Origin of the sequence: Kutzneria chonburiensis (genome assembly GCF_028622115.1) — a bacterium.
In the GTDB taxonomy this organism is placed as follows: domain Bacteria; phylum Actinomycetota; class Actinomycetes; order Mycobacteriales; family Pseudonocardiaceae; genus Kutzneria; species Kutzneria chonburiensis.
Window position 1 is genome coordinate 6,548,670 of record NZ_CP097263.1, and the last position, 13,964, is coordinate 6,562,633.

14 protein-coding genes are annotated in these 13,964 nt (G+C 69.2%); 7 read left to right on the forward strand and 7 right to left on the reverse strand.

Features of this window, described 5'->3' with window-relative positions; genetic code table 11:
• Window positions 1-46: 46 nt before the first annotated feature.
• Together M3Q35_RS29870 and M3Q35_RS29875 are read right to left on the reverse strand one after the other, a co-directional pair.
• The gene (locus tag M3Q35_RS29870) at window positions 47-2,593 is read right to left on the reverse strand and encodes a bifunctional FO biosynthesis protein CofGH (RefSeq protein ID WP_273935892.1); all 2,547 of its coding nucleotides are present in this window, start codon (window positions 2,591-2,593) and stop codon (window positions 47-49) included.
• Window positions 2,594-2,762: 169 nt separating this feature from the next.
• The gene (locus M3Q35_RS29875) at window positions 2,763-3,557 is read right to left on the reverse strand and encodes an exodeoxyribonuclease III (protein ID WP_273935893.1); all 795 of its coding nucleotides are present in this window, start codon (window positions 3,555-3,557) and stop codon (window positions 2,763-2,765) included.
• A gap of 130 nt (window positions 3,558-3,687) precedes the next feature.
• On the opposite strand from M3Q35_RS29875, the gene M3Q35_RS29880 reads away from it, so the two are divergent.
• Complete coding sequence (locus tag M3Q35_RS29880; protein ID WP_273935894.1) at window positions 3,688-5,589, forward strand: APC family permease; 1,902 nt, start codon at window positions 3,688-3,690, stop codon at window positions 5,587-5,589.
• On the opposite strand, the gene M3Q35_RS29885 is transcribed toward M3Q35_RS29880, so the two are convergent.
• The 3 genes from M3Q35_RS29885 to M3Q35_RS29895 form a co-directional block, all read right to left on the reverse strand.
• Window positions 5,556-5,858, reverse strand: a complete 303-nt coding sequence (locus tag M3Q35_RS29885) for an SH3 domain-containing protein (protein WP_273935895.1) — start codon at window positions 5,856-5,858, stop codon at window positions 5,556-5,558. The two genes, M3Q35_RS29880 and M3Q35_RS29885, sit on opposite strands and share 34 nt — an antisense overlap.
• Window positions 5,859-5,990: 132 nt before the next feature.
• Window positions 5,991-6,761, reverse strand: a complete 771-nt coding sequence (locus tag M3Q35_RS29890) for an SGNH/GDSL hydrolase family protein (protein ID WP_273935896.1) — start codon at window positions 6,759-6,761, stop codon at window positions 5,991-5,993.
• Between the two features lie 78 nt (window positions 6,762-6,839).
• Window positions 6,840-8,063, reverse strand: a complete 1,224-nt coding sequence (locus M3Q35_RS29895) for an NADP-dependent isocitrate dehydrogenase (protein ID WP_273935897.1) — start codon at window positions 8,061-8,063, stop codon at window positions 6,840-6,842.
• Window positions 8,064-8,253: 190 nt separating this feature from the next.
• On the opposite strand from M3Q35_RS29895, the gene M3Q35_RS29900 reads away from it, so the two are divergent.
• Both M3Q35_RS29900 and M3Q35_RS29905 read left to right on the forward strand, forming a co-directional pair.
• The gene (locus M3Q35_RS29900; protein WP_273935898.1) at window positions 8,254-9,087 is read left to right on the forward strand and encodes a metal-dependent hydrolase; all 834 of its coding nucleotides are present in this window, start codon (window positions 8,254-8,256) and stop codon (window positions 9,085-9,087) included.
• Window positions 9,088-9,126: 39 nt separating this feature from the next.
• Window positions 9,127-9,444: an ArsR/SmtB family transcription factor gene (locus M3Q35_RS29905; RefSeq protein ID WP_273935899.1), complete on the forward strand. Its 318-nt coding sequence runs from the start codon at window positions 9,127-9,129 to the stop codon at window positions 9,442-9,444.
• A 242-nt stretch (window positions 9,445-9,686) separates the two neighbouring features.
• Here M3Q35_RS29905 and M3Q35_RS29910 read toward each other — a convergent pair whose 3' ends face one another.
• Window positions 9,687-10,292, reverse strand: coding sequence for a DUF1707 SHOCT-like domain-containing protein (locus M3Q35_RS29910; protein WP_273935900.1), 606 nt, complete (start codon window positions 10,290-10,292; stop codon window positions 9,687-9,689).
• 100 nt (window positions 10,293-10,392) lie between these two features.
• On the opposite strand from M3Q35_RS29910, the gene M3Q35_RS29915 reads away from it, so the two are divergent.
• From M3Q35_RS29915 to M3Q35_RS29930, 4 genes are read left to right on the forward strand one after another with little or no spacing between them, the layout of a single operon-like run.
• Window positions 10,393-11,193, forward strand: coding sequence for an ABC transporter permease (locus tag M3Q35_RS29915; RefSeq protein WP_273935901.1), 801 nt, complete (start codon window positions 10,393-10,395; stop codon window positions 11,191-11,193).
• Entirely contained in the window at window positions 11,186-11,986 is an 801-nt protein-coding gene (locus M3Q35_RS29920) for an ABC transporter permease (RefSeq protein ID WP_273935902.1), read from the forward strand. The genes M3Q35_RS29915 and M3Q35_RS29920 overlap by 8 nt, the downstream gene beginning before the upstream one ends.
• Complete coding sequence (locus M3Q35_RS29925; RefSeq protein WP_273935903.1) at window positions 11,983-12,936, forward strand: ABC transporter ATP-binding protein; 954 nt, start codon at window positions 11,983-11,985, stop codon at window positions 12,934-12,936. Before M3Q35_RS29920 ends, M3Q35_RS29925 begins: the two co-directional genes overlap by 4 nt.
• A 9-nt stretch (window positions 12,937-12,945) precedes the next feature.
• Window positions 12,946-13,311 carry a hypothetical protein gene (locus M3Q35_RS29930; protein WP_273935904.1) on the forward strand — a complete coding sequence of 122 codons (366 nt, stop codon included), beginning with the start codon at window positions 12,946-12,948 and terminating at the stop codon, window positions 13,309-13,311.
• Between the two features lie 63 nt (window positions 13,312-13,374).
• Here the strand turns inward: M3Q35_RS29930 and M3Q35_RS29935 are convergent, their stop codons facing one another.
• The gene (locus M3Q35_RS29935) at window positions 13,375-13,905 is read right to left on the reverse strand and encodes a DUF3455 domain-containing protein (protein ID WP_273935905.1); all 531 of its coding nucleotides are present in this window, start codon (window positions 13,903-13,905) and stop codon (window positions 13,375-13,377) included.
• Window positions 13,906-13,964: the final 59 nt, after the last annotated feature.

Sequence of the window (13,964 nt, forward strand, 5' to 3'; positions counted from 1 at the left end):
GACGTTGCTGGGAGGCAACCTCAGAAGCTACCCATTCGACGTAACGTCAGTGCTCCGAAAGGCTCACCCGAACGGGTCCATTTAGCGCAACATGGCCATAGACCGTGGTTCGCTGACGCGCGTGCCGGCCGGCCAGTGCCGCCATCGCGTCCAGTTCGGCGATGGTGCGGGCCGAGCCGTGCTCGGAACCGGCCATCCGGCTGATCGTCTCCTCCATCAGCGTGCCGCCCAGGTCGTTGGCGCCGCCGCGGAGCACCTCGGCCGTGCCGCGGTCGCCCAGCTTCACCCAGGAGCACTGGATGTTGTCGATCCGGCCGTGCAGGGCCAAGCGGGCCATGGCATGCACGGCGCGATTGTCCCTTCGGGACGGTCCCGGGCGGGCCACGCCGGCCAGGTAGATCGGCGCGTTGTTGTGCACGAACGGCAGGCCGACGAACTCGGTGAAACCGCCGGTCTCGTCCTGTAGGCGGGCCAGCGTGCGCAGGTGCCCGAGCCAGTGGCCGGGGTGGTCGACGTGGCCGTACATCATGGTCGACGAGGAGCGGATGCCCAGCTTGTGCGCGGTGCCGACGACCTCGAGCCAGGTCTTGGTCGGCAGCTTGCCCTTGGTCAGCACCCAGCGCACGTCGTCGTCGAGGATCTCCGCCGCGGTGCCGGGGATCGTGTCCAGGCCGGCGTCACGCAGCTCGGTCAGCCACTCCTCGACGCTCACGCCGGCCTTGGTCGCGCCGCTGACAATCTCCATGGGGCTGAAGGCATGCACGTGCATGCCCGGCACCCGGGTCTTGATCGCCCGCACCATGTCGGCGTAGAAGCTGGTCGGCAGCTTGGGGTCGATGCCACCCTGGATGCAGACCTCGGTCGCGCCCACGTCCCACGCCTCCTGGGCGCGGTCGGCGACGTCGTCCACGGTCAGCCGGTACGCGTCGGCGTCGCGTTCCCGTTGTGCGAAGGCGCAGAACCGGCAGCCGACGTAGCAGACGTTGGAGAAGTTGATGTTCCGGTTGACCACGTAGGTCACGTCGTCGCCGTTGACCTCGGCCCGCAGCTGGTCGGCCAGCCGGGTCATCGTCTCCAGCGCTTCGCCGTCCGCGGTCAGCAGGGCCAGCGCCGCGTCGGCGTTGGCCTCGTCCAGCAGCGCGGCCGGGTTCTCGGCGGCGATCGTCAGTCCATTGAGGACGTCACCGGGCAGCTTGCTGAACGTCGGGCTGGTGTGCAGCTGGTGGCGCAGCGACTCCCAGTCGCCGTAGACGCTGTCGAAGTCGCCACGCCGGTCGTCCGTGCGGCCGGTGGTGTCGATCGTCTCGTGCAGATCGGTGCGACCCTGCGACTCCAGGGCGTAGTCCGGCTCCTGCCACGTCCGTCCACTCAGGACGGCCGACTCGTCGGCCAGGCCGGTTTCCTTGTCGGCCAGGGCATCCACGTGCGCGCTGATGCGGGTGTCGATCCACGGCTGGCCGGCCTTGACGAAGCGCGGGTAGGCGGTCAGCCGCTCGCGCAGCTGGAAACCCGACTCCGCGGTGACCGCGGTCAGCTCGTCGATCGCCGGCCACGGCCGCTCCGGGTTGACGTGGTCCGGGGTCACCGGTGAGACGCCGCCCCAGTCGTCGATGCCGGCCCGCAGCATCAGCTCGAACTCGTTGCCCACCAGGTTCGGCGGGGCCTGCACGCTCACGTTGGACGGCATCAGCAGCCGGCCGACCGCGATGGTCGCCGCCAGCTCGTGCAGGTCGGCGTCCGGCATGCCGCGCATGGCCGTGTCCGGCTTGGCCCGGAAGTTCTGGACGATGATCTCCTGGATGTTGCCGTACTGGCGGGCCACGCCCCGCAGCGCCAGCAGCGACTCCGCCCGCTCGTCGAGGTTCTCGCCGATGCCGATCAGGATGCCGGAGGTGAACGGCACGCCGACCCGGCCGGCGTCGGTCAGCACGCGCAGGCGCACCGCCGGGTCCTTGTCCGGGCTGCCGTAGTGCGGGCCGCCCGGCTCGCTCCACAGGCGGGTCGCCGTGGTCTCCAGCATCATGCCCATGCTGGCCGCCACCGGCTTGAGCCGCTGGAACTCCTCCCAGCTCAGCACGCCCGGGTTGAGGTGGGGCAGCATGCCCGTCTCCTCGAGGACGGCAATGGCCACCGACCGCAGGTAGTCCAGGGTCGAGCCGTAGCCGCGGGCCTCCAGCCACTCCTTCGCCGCCGGCCAGCGGTCCTCCGGCCGGTCACCCAGCGTGAACAGGGCCTCCTTGCAGCCCTGGGCCGCCGCCTGGCGGGCGATGTCCAGCACCTCGTCGCGCTCCAGGTACGCCGCCGGCACGCGGTGCGGCACCGTCGCGAAGGTGCAGTAGTGGCAGCGGTCCCGGCACAGCCGGGTCAGCGGGATGAAGGCGTTCTTGCTGTACGTGATGACGCCTTCGCGGCCCTCGGCCCGCAGGTGCGCGTCCCGGACCCGGCCGGCGATGGCCAGCAGCTCATCCAGGTGATCGCCGCGGGCGTGCAGCAGCACCGCCGCCTCGGTGGCATCCAGCGTGGAACCGTCGGCGGCGCGGCGAAGTGCCCTGCGGAGGGCCGAATCGCTCGGGCGCGGGGTGTCTGTGACCACCGAGCGAGCGTAAGTCGGCTTTCGCGAAGCACCGTCGCTCAGCGTAGGGAGACCACTCTCACAGGAAGGGCGGGAATAAAACCACCCCCGCGAGTCCCGCCCAGCGTCACACCGAAAGTACGAAACCGTTTCACGCATTCGGTGTGACGCTCAACGGGACTCGCGGGGTTCAGAGGTCGTAGGCCACGGTCACGGGGGCGTGGTCGGACCAGCGCTCGGCGTAGGTCGCGGCCCGTTCGGTGACCGCGGAGACGGCCTTGGTCGCCAGCCCCTCGGTGGCCACGTGCAGGTCGATGCGCCAGCCGGAGTCGTTGTCGAACGCCTTGCCGCGGTAGGACCACCAGCTGTACGGGCCGGCGACGTCCGGGTTCAGCGAGCGCACGACGTCGACGTAGCCGGCGGCGTAGAGGCGGTCCAGCCAGGCCCGCTCCTCGGGCAGGAAGCCGGCCGACTTCTGGTTGGTCTTCCAGGACTTCAGGTCCTCGGGCCGGTGCGCGATGTTCCAGTCGCCGCAGACCAGCACCTCACGGCCGTCGGCCTCGGCCTTGGCCTTCAGCTCGACGAGATGGGCGAAGAAGGCGTCGAGGAAGCGGTACTTCTCGTCCTGTTTGGGCGTGCCGGCGTCGCCGGACGGCAGGTAGAGGCTGGCCACCACCACGTCGGCCAGCTCGAACTCGACGTAGCGGCCGCTGCGGTCGAACTCGGCCGAGCCGAAGCCGACCCGGACGGCCTCCGGCGCGGTCCGGGACAGCAGGGCCACGCCGGCCCGGCCCTTGAGCTCGGACTCGGCCAGCACGGTGTGCCAGCCGGCCGGCTCACGCAGCTCGTCGGACAGCTGGTCCAGCTCGGCCCGCGTCTCCTGGAGGCACACCACGTCCGCCTCGGTGGCCGCGAGCCACTCGACGAAGCCCTTCTTGGCGGCGGCGCGCAGGCCATTGACGTTGATCGTGGAGACGGTCAGCACGCCCCGAGCCTAGCGGCATCAAGAACGCGTAAACGCGGGCCGTCTCGGCGTCAAGACGGCATCAGGGGCGGCGGGCCGGCCATTTACGCCGCACACGCTGGCACTGAGTGGTCCGTTGGAGAGGAAAACCGTGTTCGACGTCGTGAAGCGGCTGCTCGTCGGCCGTCCCCTGCGCAGTGAGCGATTAGGCGACACGCTGCTGCCCAAGTGGCTGGCGCTGCCGGTCTTCTGCAGCGACCCCATCTCGTCGGTCGCCTACGCGACCGAGCAGATCCTGCTCACGCTGGCCGTCGGCGGCGCGGGCGCGCTGTCGCTGTCGACGCCGGTCGCGGCGGCGGTGGCGATCGTGCTGATCGTGGTCGTCGCCTCCTACCGCCAGACCTGCTACGCCTACCCCAGCGGCGGCGGCGCTTTTGTGGTGTCCAAGGAGAACCTGGGCGAGTCGGCGGCGCTGACCGCGGCGGCGGCGCTGCTGGTCGACTACGTGATGACCGTGGCGGTGTCGGTGGTCTCCGGCGTGGTGGCGATCATCTCGGCCTTGCCGGAGCTGGCGCCGCACGCCGTGCTCATCTCGGTCGGCTTCGTGGTGCTCATCGCGTTGGCCAACCTCCGTGGCGTCAAAGAATCAGGCAAGACCTTCGCCATTCCGACCTACGCCTTCATCGTGCTGACGTTCCTCATGTTCGGCGTGGCCGCGGTCCGTGGCATCGTCGGCGACCTGCCCGACGCATCGACTGCGAACATTCCCCTGCACCAGACCGAGAACGCCACCGGCTGGGGCGCGATCTTCCTGTCGCTACGGGCTTTCGCCTCCGGCTGCACGGCGCTGACCGGCGTGGAGGCGATCAGCAACGGCGTTCCCGCCTTCCGGAAACCCAAGCCGCACAACGCCGCCCTCACGCTGGTGATGATGGGCGTGATCGCGGTGACGATGTTCGGCGGCATCACCACGCTGGCCGTGCACCTGAACGCGCGCGCCATGGCCGACGGCAACCCGTCGGTGATCTCGCAGGTCGCGGCGAGCGTGTTCGGCGGCCACTCGCCGCTGTTCTACCTGTTCCAGGCAGCCACCGCCGGCATCCTGATCCTGGCCGCCAACACGGCGTTCAACGGCTTCCCCGGTCTGGCCTCGATCCTGGCCCGCGAGCGCTACCTGCCACGGCAGCTGCACAACCGCGGCGACCGGCTGGTGTTCAGCAACGGCATCCTGCTGCTGGCGGCGTTCGCGGTACTGCTGATCATCGGCTTCGACGCCAACATCGACAGCCTCATCCAGCTCTACATCATCGGCGTGTTCACCAGCTTCACGCTCAGCCAGGCCGGCATGATCGTGCACTGGAAACGTCTGCTGGCCGAGGAAACCGATCCGGCGCGGCGCCGGCAGATGCGTGGCTCGCAGGCGATCAACGCCTTCGGCGCCGGGCTGACCGCGGTGGTGCTGGTGGTCGTGTTCGCCACCAAGGTGGTGCACGGTGCATGGCTGGCGGTGCTGGCCATGGTGGTGCTGTTCATCGTGATGCGGGCGATCAGCCGCTACTACCGGCGGTTCGAGAACCAGGTCGCAACGGTCAAGGAGACCACGACGCTGCCGCCGACGGTGCACGCGCTGGTGCTGGTCTCCCGGCTGCACCAGCCGGCGCTGCAAGCACTGGCCTTCGCCAAGGCGACCCGGCCGGACCGGCTGGAGGCCGTCACCGTCGCCACCGACGACGAGGAAACCCGCCGCCTGCAACGGGAATGGGAGCGCCGAGGGATCACGGTGCCGCTGATCGTGCTGTCCTCGCCATACCGGGACGTGGGCCGACCGATCGTGGACCACGTGAGCCGGCTGCACGCCCGGGACCGGCGTGGCGTGGTCAGCGTGTTCATCCCGGAGTACGTGGTGCAGCGCTGGTGGCAGCACCTGCTGCACAACCAGAGTGCCTTGCGGCTCAAGGCAAGGCTGCTGTTCACGCCCGGTGTCGTTGTGGTCAACGTGCCGTACCACATCGGTCTGGCTCAGCAGGTGTTGCCGGCCGCCGCGACCAAGTAGTCGGCCGAGGCCCAGCGTGCCCCGTCGAGCTGGCGGAAACCGTTCTGCACCACCGGTTGCGCGGTGGTCGACTGGCTCTGCACCAGCCGGCCGACGACCCGCTCTGTGGTGGCCGGGCCAGCCCGCACGTTGAGCACGTCGGCGTTGACCGTGAAGGCGCACTGGGCATTGCTCTGCGACGCGTCGGCGTTGCGGTGCGCGATCATGGCGAACGCCACCACACCGACCCCGCCGATCACGGCCAGCTTCAGCACCGGAATGCCGAGCACCCCGCCCTCCCGTCACCGAAACGCCTGAACAACCGGACATCCCAGCAATACCGGAGGACGGGGTGCGGCAGAACCACCCGGCCCGGTTTCCACCCGGCCGGGGCCCCTACCGGGCTAGGCCGTTACGAAACGTCACAGCAGGGGCTGAAGAAGATTCGCGAAGCCCACGTGGCCGTCGCGGTTGGGGTGGTAGGACTCGGACACCGGGTTGGACAGGCCGTTGAGCCACTCCACCTTGTCGCACACGGCGTGACCGGTGAAGGCCGACCGCGGGTCGAGGAAGGTGAAGCCGTGCGCGCTGGCCCGGCCGCCGATGGCGGTGTCGAGCTTGTCGGCGGCCGCGTTGATCTGCCCCTCCTCGGTCGGGCTGATCCGGGCCAGCGCGTTGCAGGCGACGCCGTTGAACAGCCGCGGATACCCGACCACCACGACCTTGGCGTTCGGCGCCCGGTTGTGGATCTGCGTGTAGACGTTGTCCAGGGCGCCGGTCAGCGTGCTGGAGATCAGCCCGACGGCCTTGTTGATGTCGCCGGTGCAGTCGTAGAACGGCAGCGCGCACTTCTCGATCACGCTCGAGAAGCCGATGTCGTTGCCGCCGACCGAAACCGTGACGAAGTTGGTCGACGCGGACAGCGCGCCGACCTGCTTGCTCAGCACGTCACTGGTCTTGGCCCCGCTGCACGCCTGGAAGTTCAGCGCCAGCCCGAGCCGGCCGGCCAGCAGTTCGGCGTAGGCGTAGGAGGAACGCTTGCAGGCGTCGTCGATGTAGGCCCGAGTGCCGACGCCGGAGGCGTAGGAGTCGCCGAGGGCGACGTAGCCGGGTTGAGCCGCCGCGGAGGCGGTGCCGGCGAGAGTGAGACCGAGCATCGCGGTCAGAGCCGCGAGCAGGAGCTTCTTCCCCATGTGCCGGAAGGTAAACCGTGACCGGCGGACAAAAGGGCCCCGTCACCCGACGGGGCCCTTTTGGTCACGCTACGCGGTTCAGGCGGACGCCATCCGCTTCTGCAGGTTCTCGTCGAGGGTGTTGAGGAAGTCCTCGGTGGTCTGCCAGGCCTGGTCCTTGCTGATCAGCAGGGCCAGGTCCTTGGTCATCGCGCCGGCCTCGACCGACGAGATCACGACCTCCTCCAGCGTCTGGGCGAACTGGGTGACGGCCGGGGTGCCGTCCAGCTTGCCGCGGTGCTGAAGGCCACGGGTCCACGCGAAGATCGAGGCGATCGGGTTGGTCGAGGTGGGCTTGCCCTGCTGGTGCTGGCGGTAGTGCCGGGTCACGGTGCCGTGCGCGGCCTCGGCCTCGACGGTGCGGCCGTCCGGCGTCATCAGCACGGAGGTCATCAGGCCCAGCGAGCCGAAGCCCTGCGCCACGGTGTCCGACTGGACGTCGCCGTCGTAGTTCTTGCAGGCCCAGACGTAGCCGCCCTCCCACTTCATGGCCGCGGCGACCATGTCGTCGATCAGGCGGTGCTCGTAGGTCAGGCCCTTGGCGTCGAAGTCGGCCTTGAACTCGGCCTCGAAGATCTCCTGGAACACGTCCTTGAACATGCCGTCGTAGGCCTTGAGGATGGTGTTCTTGGTCGACATGTAGACCGGGTACTCGCGCTGCAGGCCGTAGGACAGCGAGGCGCGCGCGAAGTCCTCGATGGACTTGCGGAAGTTGTACATGCCCATGGCCACGCCGCCGTCGGGGCCGTAGTTGGCCACCACGTGCTGGATCGGCTCGGAGCCGTCGGCCGGGGTGAAGGTCATGGTCAGCTCGCCGGCGCCGGCCACCTTGAAGTTGGTGGCCTTGTACTGGTCGCCGTGGGCGTGACGGCCGATGATGATCGGCTTGGTCCAGCCCGGCACCAGCCGCGGCACGTTGGAGATGACGATCGGCTCGCGGAAGATCACGCCGCCGAGGATGTTGCGGATCGTGCCGTTGGGCGAGAGCCACATCTTCTTCAGGCCGAACTCCTCGACCCGCGCCTCGTCCGGCGTGATGGTGGCGCACTTCACACCGACGCCGTGCTTCTTGATGGCGTTGGCCGAGTCGATGGTGACCTGGTCGTCGGTCGCGTCCCGGTGCTCGATGCCCAGGTCGTAGTAGTCCAGGTTGACGTCCAGGTACGGGTGGATCAGCTTGTCCTTGATGAACTGCCAGATGATGCGGGTCATCTCGTCGCCGTCGAGCTCGACGACGGTGCCTTCGACCTTGATCTTGCCCATGCGCCGGGCTCTCCTCTCGCGACAATGCAAGCAGTACGAGTGTACTGCTAACCGTGGGTGACCGTCCTCGGGGCGTGGTGCAGCCCACCGTCAGCTGTGCCCTTCCGCCCCGCCGTGTCCTGGCGTCCGCGAGGCCGATCGCCGGTTACCCTGCCTGGCCGGCACAACTGATCATGAAGCAGGGGGCGCTGTGTCGACCGGACCCACGCACGCGATGAGCGGCCTGATGGCCTGGGGCGGCGTGTCCATCGTGGCCATCGCCAACCACATGCCGATGACCCCGCAGACCTGGGTCGTCGGGGCGGCACTGTGCAGCGGCGCCGCGCTGCTGCCCGACCTCGACCACCCCGAGGCGACCGTCGCCAACACGTTCGGCAAGGTCACGTGGGTGCTGTCCAAGGGCGTGCACTGGGTCAGCCACGTGGTCTACCGCACCACCCGCTTACGCAGTGACGCAAATCGGCACGGCGGCCACCGCGGCGTCACCCACACGCTGGTGTTCGCGGCGCTGGCCGGGCTCGGCACGTACGGCGTGGTGCAGTGGGCGCACAAGGTGGCGCTGCTGCCGCTGCTGTTCCTGTTCTGTGCCCTGGCCGTGCGCGGCCTGCTGCACGAGTGGACGCCCAAGGGCCATGTACTCGGCGTGACCGTGCTGTCCCTCGGGCTCACCGTGCTGTGCTGGCACTGGATCGACGTCGGTCCGCCCGAGCAGGCCATGTGGTGCGCCGTCGCGGTCGCCGCCGGCTGCCTCGCGCACTGCGTCGGGGATGCCATCACCGAGCAGGGCTGCCCGATCTTCTGGCCCATCCCGTTCTCCGGCAAGACCTGGTACCCGGTGGCGCTGCCCAAGCCGATGCGGATGCGCACCGGCGGCAAGGTCGAGCTGGGCATGCTGCTGCCGGTGCTGACCGTGCTCGGGGTGTGGCTGTCGCTGGCCTCGCTGCAACGCACCGGCGTCGCCACCTGGGTCCCGTTCGATCTGCTGACCCTGCACCACGTCCCAGCCGTGGTGGCCGGGCGCTGACGGCCCCCTGATTGTCGGCACGCTTCGTACACTGGAGGTATGAGCAGCACCGCGACCGCGCTCGAGCACCCCGTCCGGGAGGACATCCGGATCGAGGGGGTGCTCCAGGCGCTGGCCGACCCGGTGCGGCTGCGCATCGTGCGGGCCATCGCCGACCATGGCGAGATCCCGTGCGGCGTGCTCGACCTGCCGGTCAGCAAGTCCACGCTGACCCATCACTACCGGGTGCTGCGCGAGTCCGGCGTCATCCACCAGCGCCCGGTCGGCACGTCCAAGGTCAACACCCTGCGCCGCGAGGACCTCGACGCCCTGTTCCCCGGCCTGCTCGACGGCGTGCTGGCCGCCCGCCGCGACTGAGCGTTTCACCGGCCGTAACCGGAGCGTCAAAACGGGCCGAGACGATAGCCGCGTGCCCGCCGCTACCTGGTGGCCCTCGGTCGTTCAGGGCCATGTGATGCATCTGCCGGAGACGGTCGCCGGGCGACCGCGCACCGTACAACACGCGGGCGGCGAGGCGATCGTCGCCGTCTGCCGGTCCTGGGTACGCCCGCCGGGGAGCGAATCGCCCGGCGAGCACTGCCCCGACTGCGTGGAGATCGCTAGCGCCTAGGCCCCTTGATGTTCAGCGCGGCCATGTGCAGGTCGCCGCTGATCAGGAAGTGCGGCGTGCCCATCCGGCCCTGGTAGCCGACCTTGTCGTTGATCGAGGCGCCCATCCGCTGGTTCAGGTCGCCGATGCTGACGCTCGCCGCCGCCGGCAGCCGCAGCGTGACGGCCCCGCCGGTGACCTCGAGCCGCATGTCGAGCTGGTCGTGCTCGAAGACGGCCTCGGTGAAGTCCAGGTTCACGCCCGACCCCCACTTGGACCGGATCACCATGGACCGCGGCACCGGCCAGTAACCGTTGCGGGTGATGCTGGACCCGCAGCCGCTGGACAGCACCATCGGATCGCCGGGCAGCGGTGCGTAGCCGGGCCGGCCCGGCCGGTTCCACTGCCCGCCCCGGACCCGCATCTCCGGATGCATCATGCCGGGCAGGTCGGCCAGCACCACGTTCAGCTCGGCCCGGGTCCGCGAGGCCAGGGCCACGTCGGTGCGCTCGGTGAACTCCTCGAGCGTCAGCAGGCCCAATCCGATCGCCTTCTGCAGCAACTCGACCACGTGCTCCCGCTCCGCGTCCGAGACGCGGAGCTCCCTGCTGCTCACCCCGTTCACCATGGCCCCAAGGCTAGGCGCGGCCGACCCCGGTCCGGATCCGGGAAATCCCCGGATAAATGAGTTGCGCCCGTCCCTAGCGTGGACAGACGTGTGCGCAGTGATCGGCTGTTATCTCCGCATCACGCTCGCCGGATTCCACAGGTACTCCACCTACCGCCAAGCCGTGCTCGCCGGGACCGCGACCAACATCGTCTTCGGACTGATCAAGGTCGGCATCCTGTCGGGGGTCTTTCTGGCGCGTGATGGGGCCTCGATCGGCGGCTACGACCTGAAAACCACCATTACCTACGTCTGGCTCGGCCAGGGCCTGCTCGGTGTCGTCGACTTCTGGAGCGAGGACTACCTGGCCGAGCGGATCAGGACCGGCGACGTCGTCGTCGACCTGTCCCGCCCCTGGAACCTCCAGGCCGCGCTGCTGGCCACCGACCTCGGCCGGGCCGGCTACAGCGCGATCGCCCGCTTCGTCCCCCAACTACTGCTGGGGGCGCTGTTCTTCCCGTTCCGCTGGCCGGACGACCCGATGGTCGCGCCGGCCTTCGTGCTCAGCACCGTGCTGGCCGTGCTGGTCAGTTTCCACATCCGGTTCCTGCTCGGCCTGACCGCGTTCTGGCTGCTCGACTCCCGAGGAGTGCGCGGTTTCTACGGGGTGACCTCCGGGCTGCTGGCCGGGCTGGAGATCCCGCTGACCTTCTACCCGCAGTGGGCCCAGACCGCGCTCTCCTTCACCCCGTTCCCGTCCCTGCTGCAAGTCCCGATCAACGTGTTCGTGCAGGTCGGGGACCCGGTGCTGCTGCTGACCCAGCAGCTGGCCTGGGTCGCCGTGATGGTGGCGGCTGGCCGGCTGGTGCTCCAGCGGGCCATGCACAAGGTGGTGGTGCAGGGTGGCTGAGGCATCCGTCTACGTCCGGTTGACCCGAGCCCAGATCCGCGGCCAGCTGGCCTACCGGGGCTCGTTCGTCATGAACTGCCTCGCCCAGGCCATCGCCCAGGCCGCCGACCTGGTGGTGATCGCGGTCGTGTTCAGCCGGGTGGCCGCGCTCGGCGGCTTCGACATCCACTCGGTGCTGCTGTTCTACGCCTTCTCCGGGCTTTCGTTCGGGTTGGCCGACATGTTCGTGGGCAGCATCGAGCGGCTGCCGACCTACATCCGCACCGGGACGTTCGACGTGGTGCTGGTCCGTCCACTCGGGACACTGATGCAGCTGTTCGCCAGCGACTTCCAGCTGCGCCGCATCGGTCGGGCCCTGACGGCGTTCGGCACGCTGGTCTACGTGCTGTCCACTGCGGACGTTCACTGGTCGCCGGCCAAGATCCTGCTGCTGGTGCTGACCCCGCTGGCCGGTGCGGCGATCTTCGGCTCGATCTTCGTCGCGGCCAACTCGGTGTCGTTCTGGTTCATCGACGCCCGGGAGCTGGCCAACAGCGTGACCTACGGCGGCAGCTATCTCACGTCGTACCCGATCACCGTGTTCAACGAGTGGCTGCGGGCCCTGCTGGCCTATGTCGTGCCGGGCGCGTTCGTGGCCTACTACCCGGCGCTCACCCTGCTCGACCACGCCGACCCACTGGGCGCGCCGCTCTGGCTGGGCTGGCTCGACACCCCGGTGGCCCTGCTCGCCGCCACCGCCGCGGCACTCATCTGGCGCACCGCCGTCCGCCACTACCGAGGAACGGGATCATGATCGAGGTCAGCGAGCTGGGCCGCACCTTCACCGTGACGCGCAAGGCCGGCCGGTTCCGCCGCACCCGGGAACAGGTGGTGGCGGTCGGCGGCGTGTCGTTCTCCGTCGAGGCCGGCGAGACCGTCGGCTACATCGGGCCGAACGGGGCCGGCAAGTCCACCACGATCAAGATGCTCACCGGCATCCTCGTGCCGACCACCGGCCGGGTCCGGGTCTGCGGGCTCGATCCGTCCCGACAACGGGCCGAGCTGGCCCGACGGATCGGCGTGGTCTTCGGGCAGCGCAGCCAGCTGTGGTGGGACCTGCCGCTGCGGGAGAGCTTCGAGCTGCTGCGGCACATCTTCCGGGTGCCGGCCGGCGACCACGCCAAACGTCTCCAGGAATGCACGGAACTGCTTGGCCTTGACGGATTTCTGGACACGCCGGTGCGGCAGTTGTCGCTGGGCCAACGGATGCGGGGCGAGGTCACGGCCGCCCTGTTGCACGGCCCGGAGTTGCTGGTGCTCGACGAGCCGACGATCGGGCTGGACCTGGACTCCAAGGAGCGGCTGCGCGAGTTCCTGGCCGAGCTGAACACCAGCCGCGGCACCACGTTGCTGCTGACCACGCACGATCTGGACGACATCGAGCGGCTGTGCCGGCGGATGATGGTCATCGACCACGGCCGGGTGCTGGCCGACGGGCCGCTGGCCGAGCTGCGGGACGAGGTCACGCCGGAACGGGTGCTGGTGGTCGACTTCGAGCGGCCGTGCGACGAGCTGACCGGGCTGCCCGGCGTGCAGACGGTGAAGGTGGAGGCCAACGGCCTGCGCCAGCAGCTGTCGTTCCGCCGGGACACGGTGACCGCGGCGACCCTGATCAACCTGATCGCGCAGCGGTCGCCGGTGCACGACGTCGCGGTGATCGAACCCGACATCGACGACGTGGTACGCCAGTTGTATCACCGGTAATGTCGTGTGATGCGGGCAAAACTGGTCGTGACGGTCGCACTGTCGTCGCTGTTCACGCTGACGGCGTGCGACGCCTCGGCATCGGGCACGCCGCCGACGAAGTCGGAGATCTGCGCCCAGGCGCTCGGCTCGGCGGTGCTCGGCGAGATCGGCGACGCCGCACAGCGGGACGCCAACCACGCCAAGGAACTGGCCGACCTGTTCCAGAAGCTGTCCACCGAGACCCAGGACCAGGCGCTGGCCAAGGCCCTGAGCGACGCCGCCTCGACCGCCGGTGAAGCCGCGTTGAAGCACCTCACCGACGGTGAGCTGACGAAGTGGGCCCAGCAGGAGGCCGACCGCATCAACGCCCTCCGCAAGGTCTGCACGAACTGATTTCACGCTTGGAAGGGGGCCTTCCTGCACTCGGAGTGGAGGAAGGCCCCTTCCAAGTCGTCGTCAGCCCTTGATCCAGAAGGTGTAGGTGGCCGAGTAGGGGACGGAGACCTCGCCGCCGTCGGTGCACTTTCCGGCGGGGGCGAGACCGCCCTTGGTGGCCAGCCGCTGCACGTACGTGACGTCGGCGAACTGTCCCTTGCCGCGGTTGGCCGTCGCCTTGAGCAGCAGCTCGGGGATGGCGTCGCCGTGCTTGACCGACGCGCCGGGCACGGCGGTGGCGTCGACCTCGCTGCCGTCCTTGGTCGACACCCAGATCGGGCCCTTGTAGTGCAGTGCGACGGGTTTGCCGTGGTCGGTGATGCTGGCCGCGGGTTCCAGCAGTGTCCAGGCGGCGTTCGAGCACTGGTAGATCTGGACGCCGTCGCCCTGGTAGCTGGCCGACAACGTGTTGCCGGCCGGCACCTTGACCGCGTCCGGCGCGGAAACCTCTTGCTGGGCAAGGGGTTTGATCGCGGTCTGCGACGGCGCGGAGCAGGCGGCCAGGCCGGCAGTGGCCGTCACGAGGGCGAGCGCCAGCGTCACACGGTTCATGGTCTTGGTCTCCCGGGGCGAAAGTGGCCGGTGAAGGAAAGCGACACCGCGAACACGAG

Coding starts and splice junctions, on each gene's coding strand:
- M3Q35_RS29890 (WP_273935896.1), bottom strand. CDS start 6,761: ATGGGGAAGAAGCTCCTGCTCGCGGCTCTGACCGCGATGCTCGGTCTC.
- M3Q35_RS29925 (WP_273935903.1), top strand. CDS start 11,983: ATGATCGAGGTCAGCGAGCTGGGCCGCACCTTCACCGTGACGCGCAAG.
- M3Q35_RS29930 (WP_273935904.1), top strand. CDS start 12,946: ATGCGGGCAAAACTGGTCGTGACGGTCGCACTGTCGTCGCTGTTCACG.
- M3Q35_RS29935 (WP_273935905.1), bottom strand. CDS start 13,905: ATGAACCGTGTGACGCTGGCGCTCGCCCTCGTGACGGCCACTGCCGGC.
- M3Q35_RS29905 (WP_273935899.1), top strand. CDS start 9,127: ATGAGCAGCACCGCGACCGCGCTCGAGCACCCCGTCCGGGAGGACATC.
- M3Q35_RS29895 (WP_273935897.1), bottom strand. CDS start 8,063: ATGGGCAAGATCAAGGTCGAAGGCACCGTCGTCGAGCTCGACGGCGAC.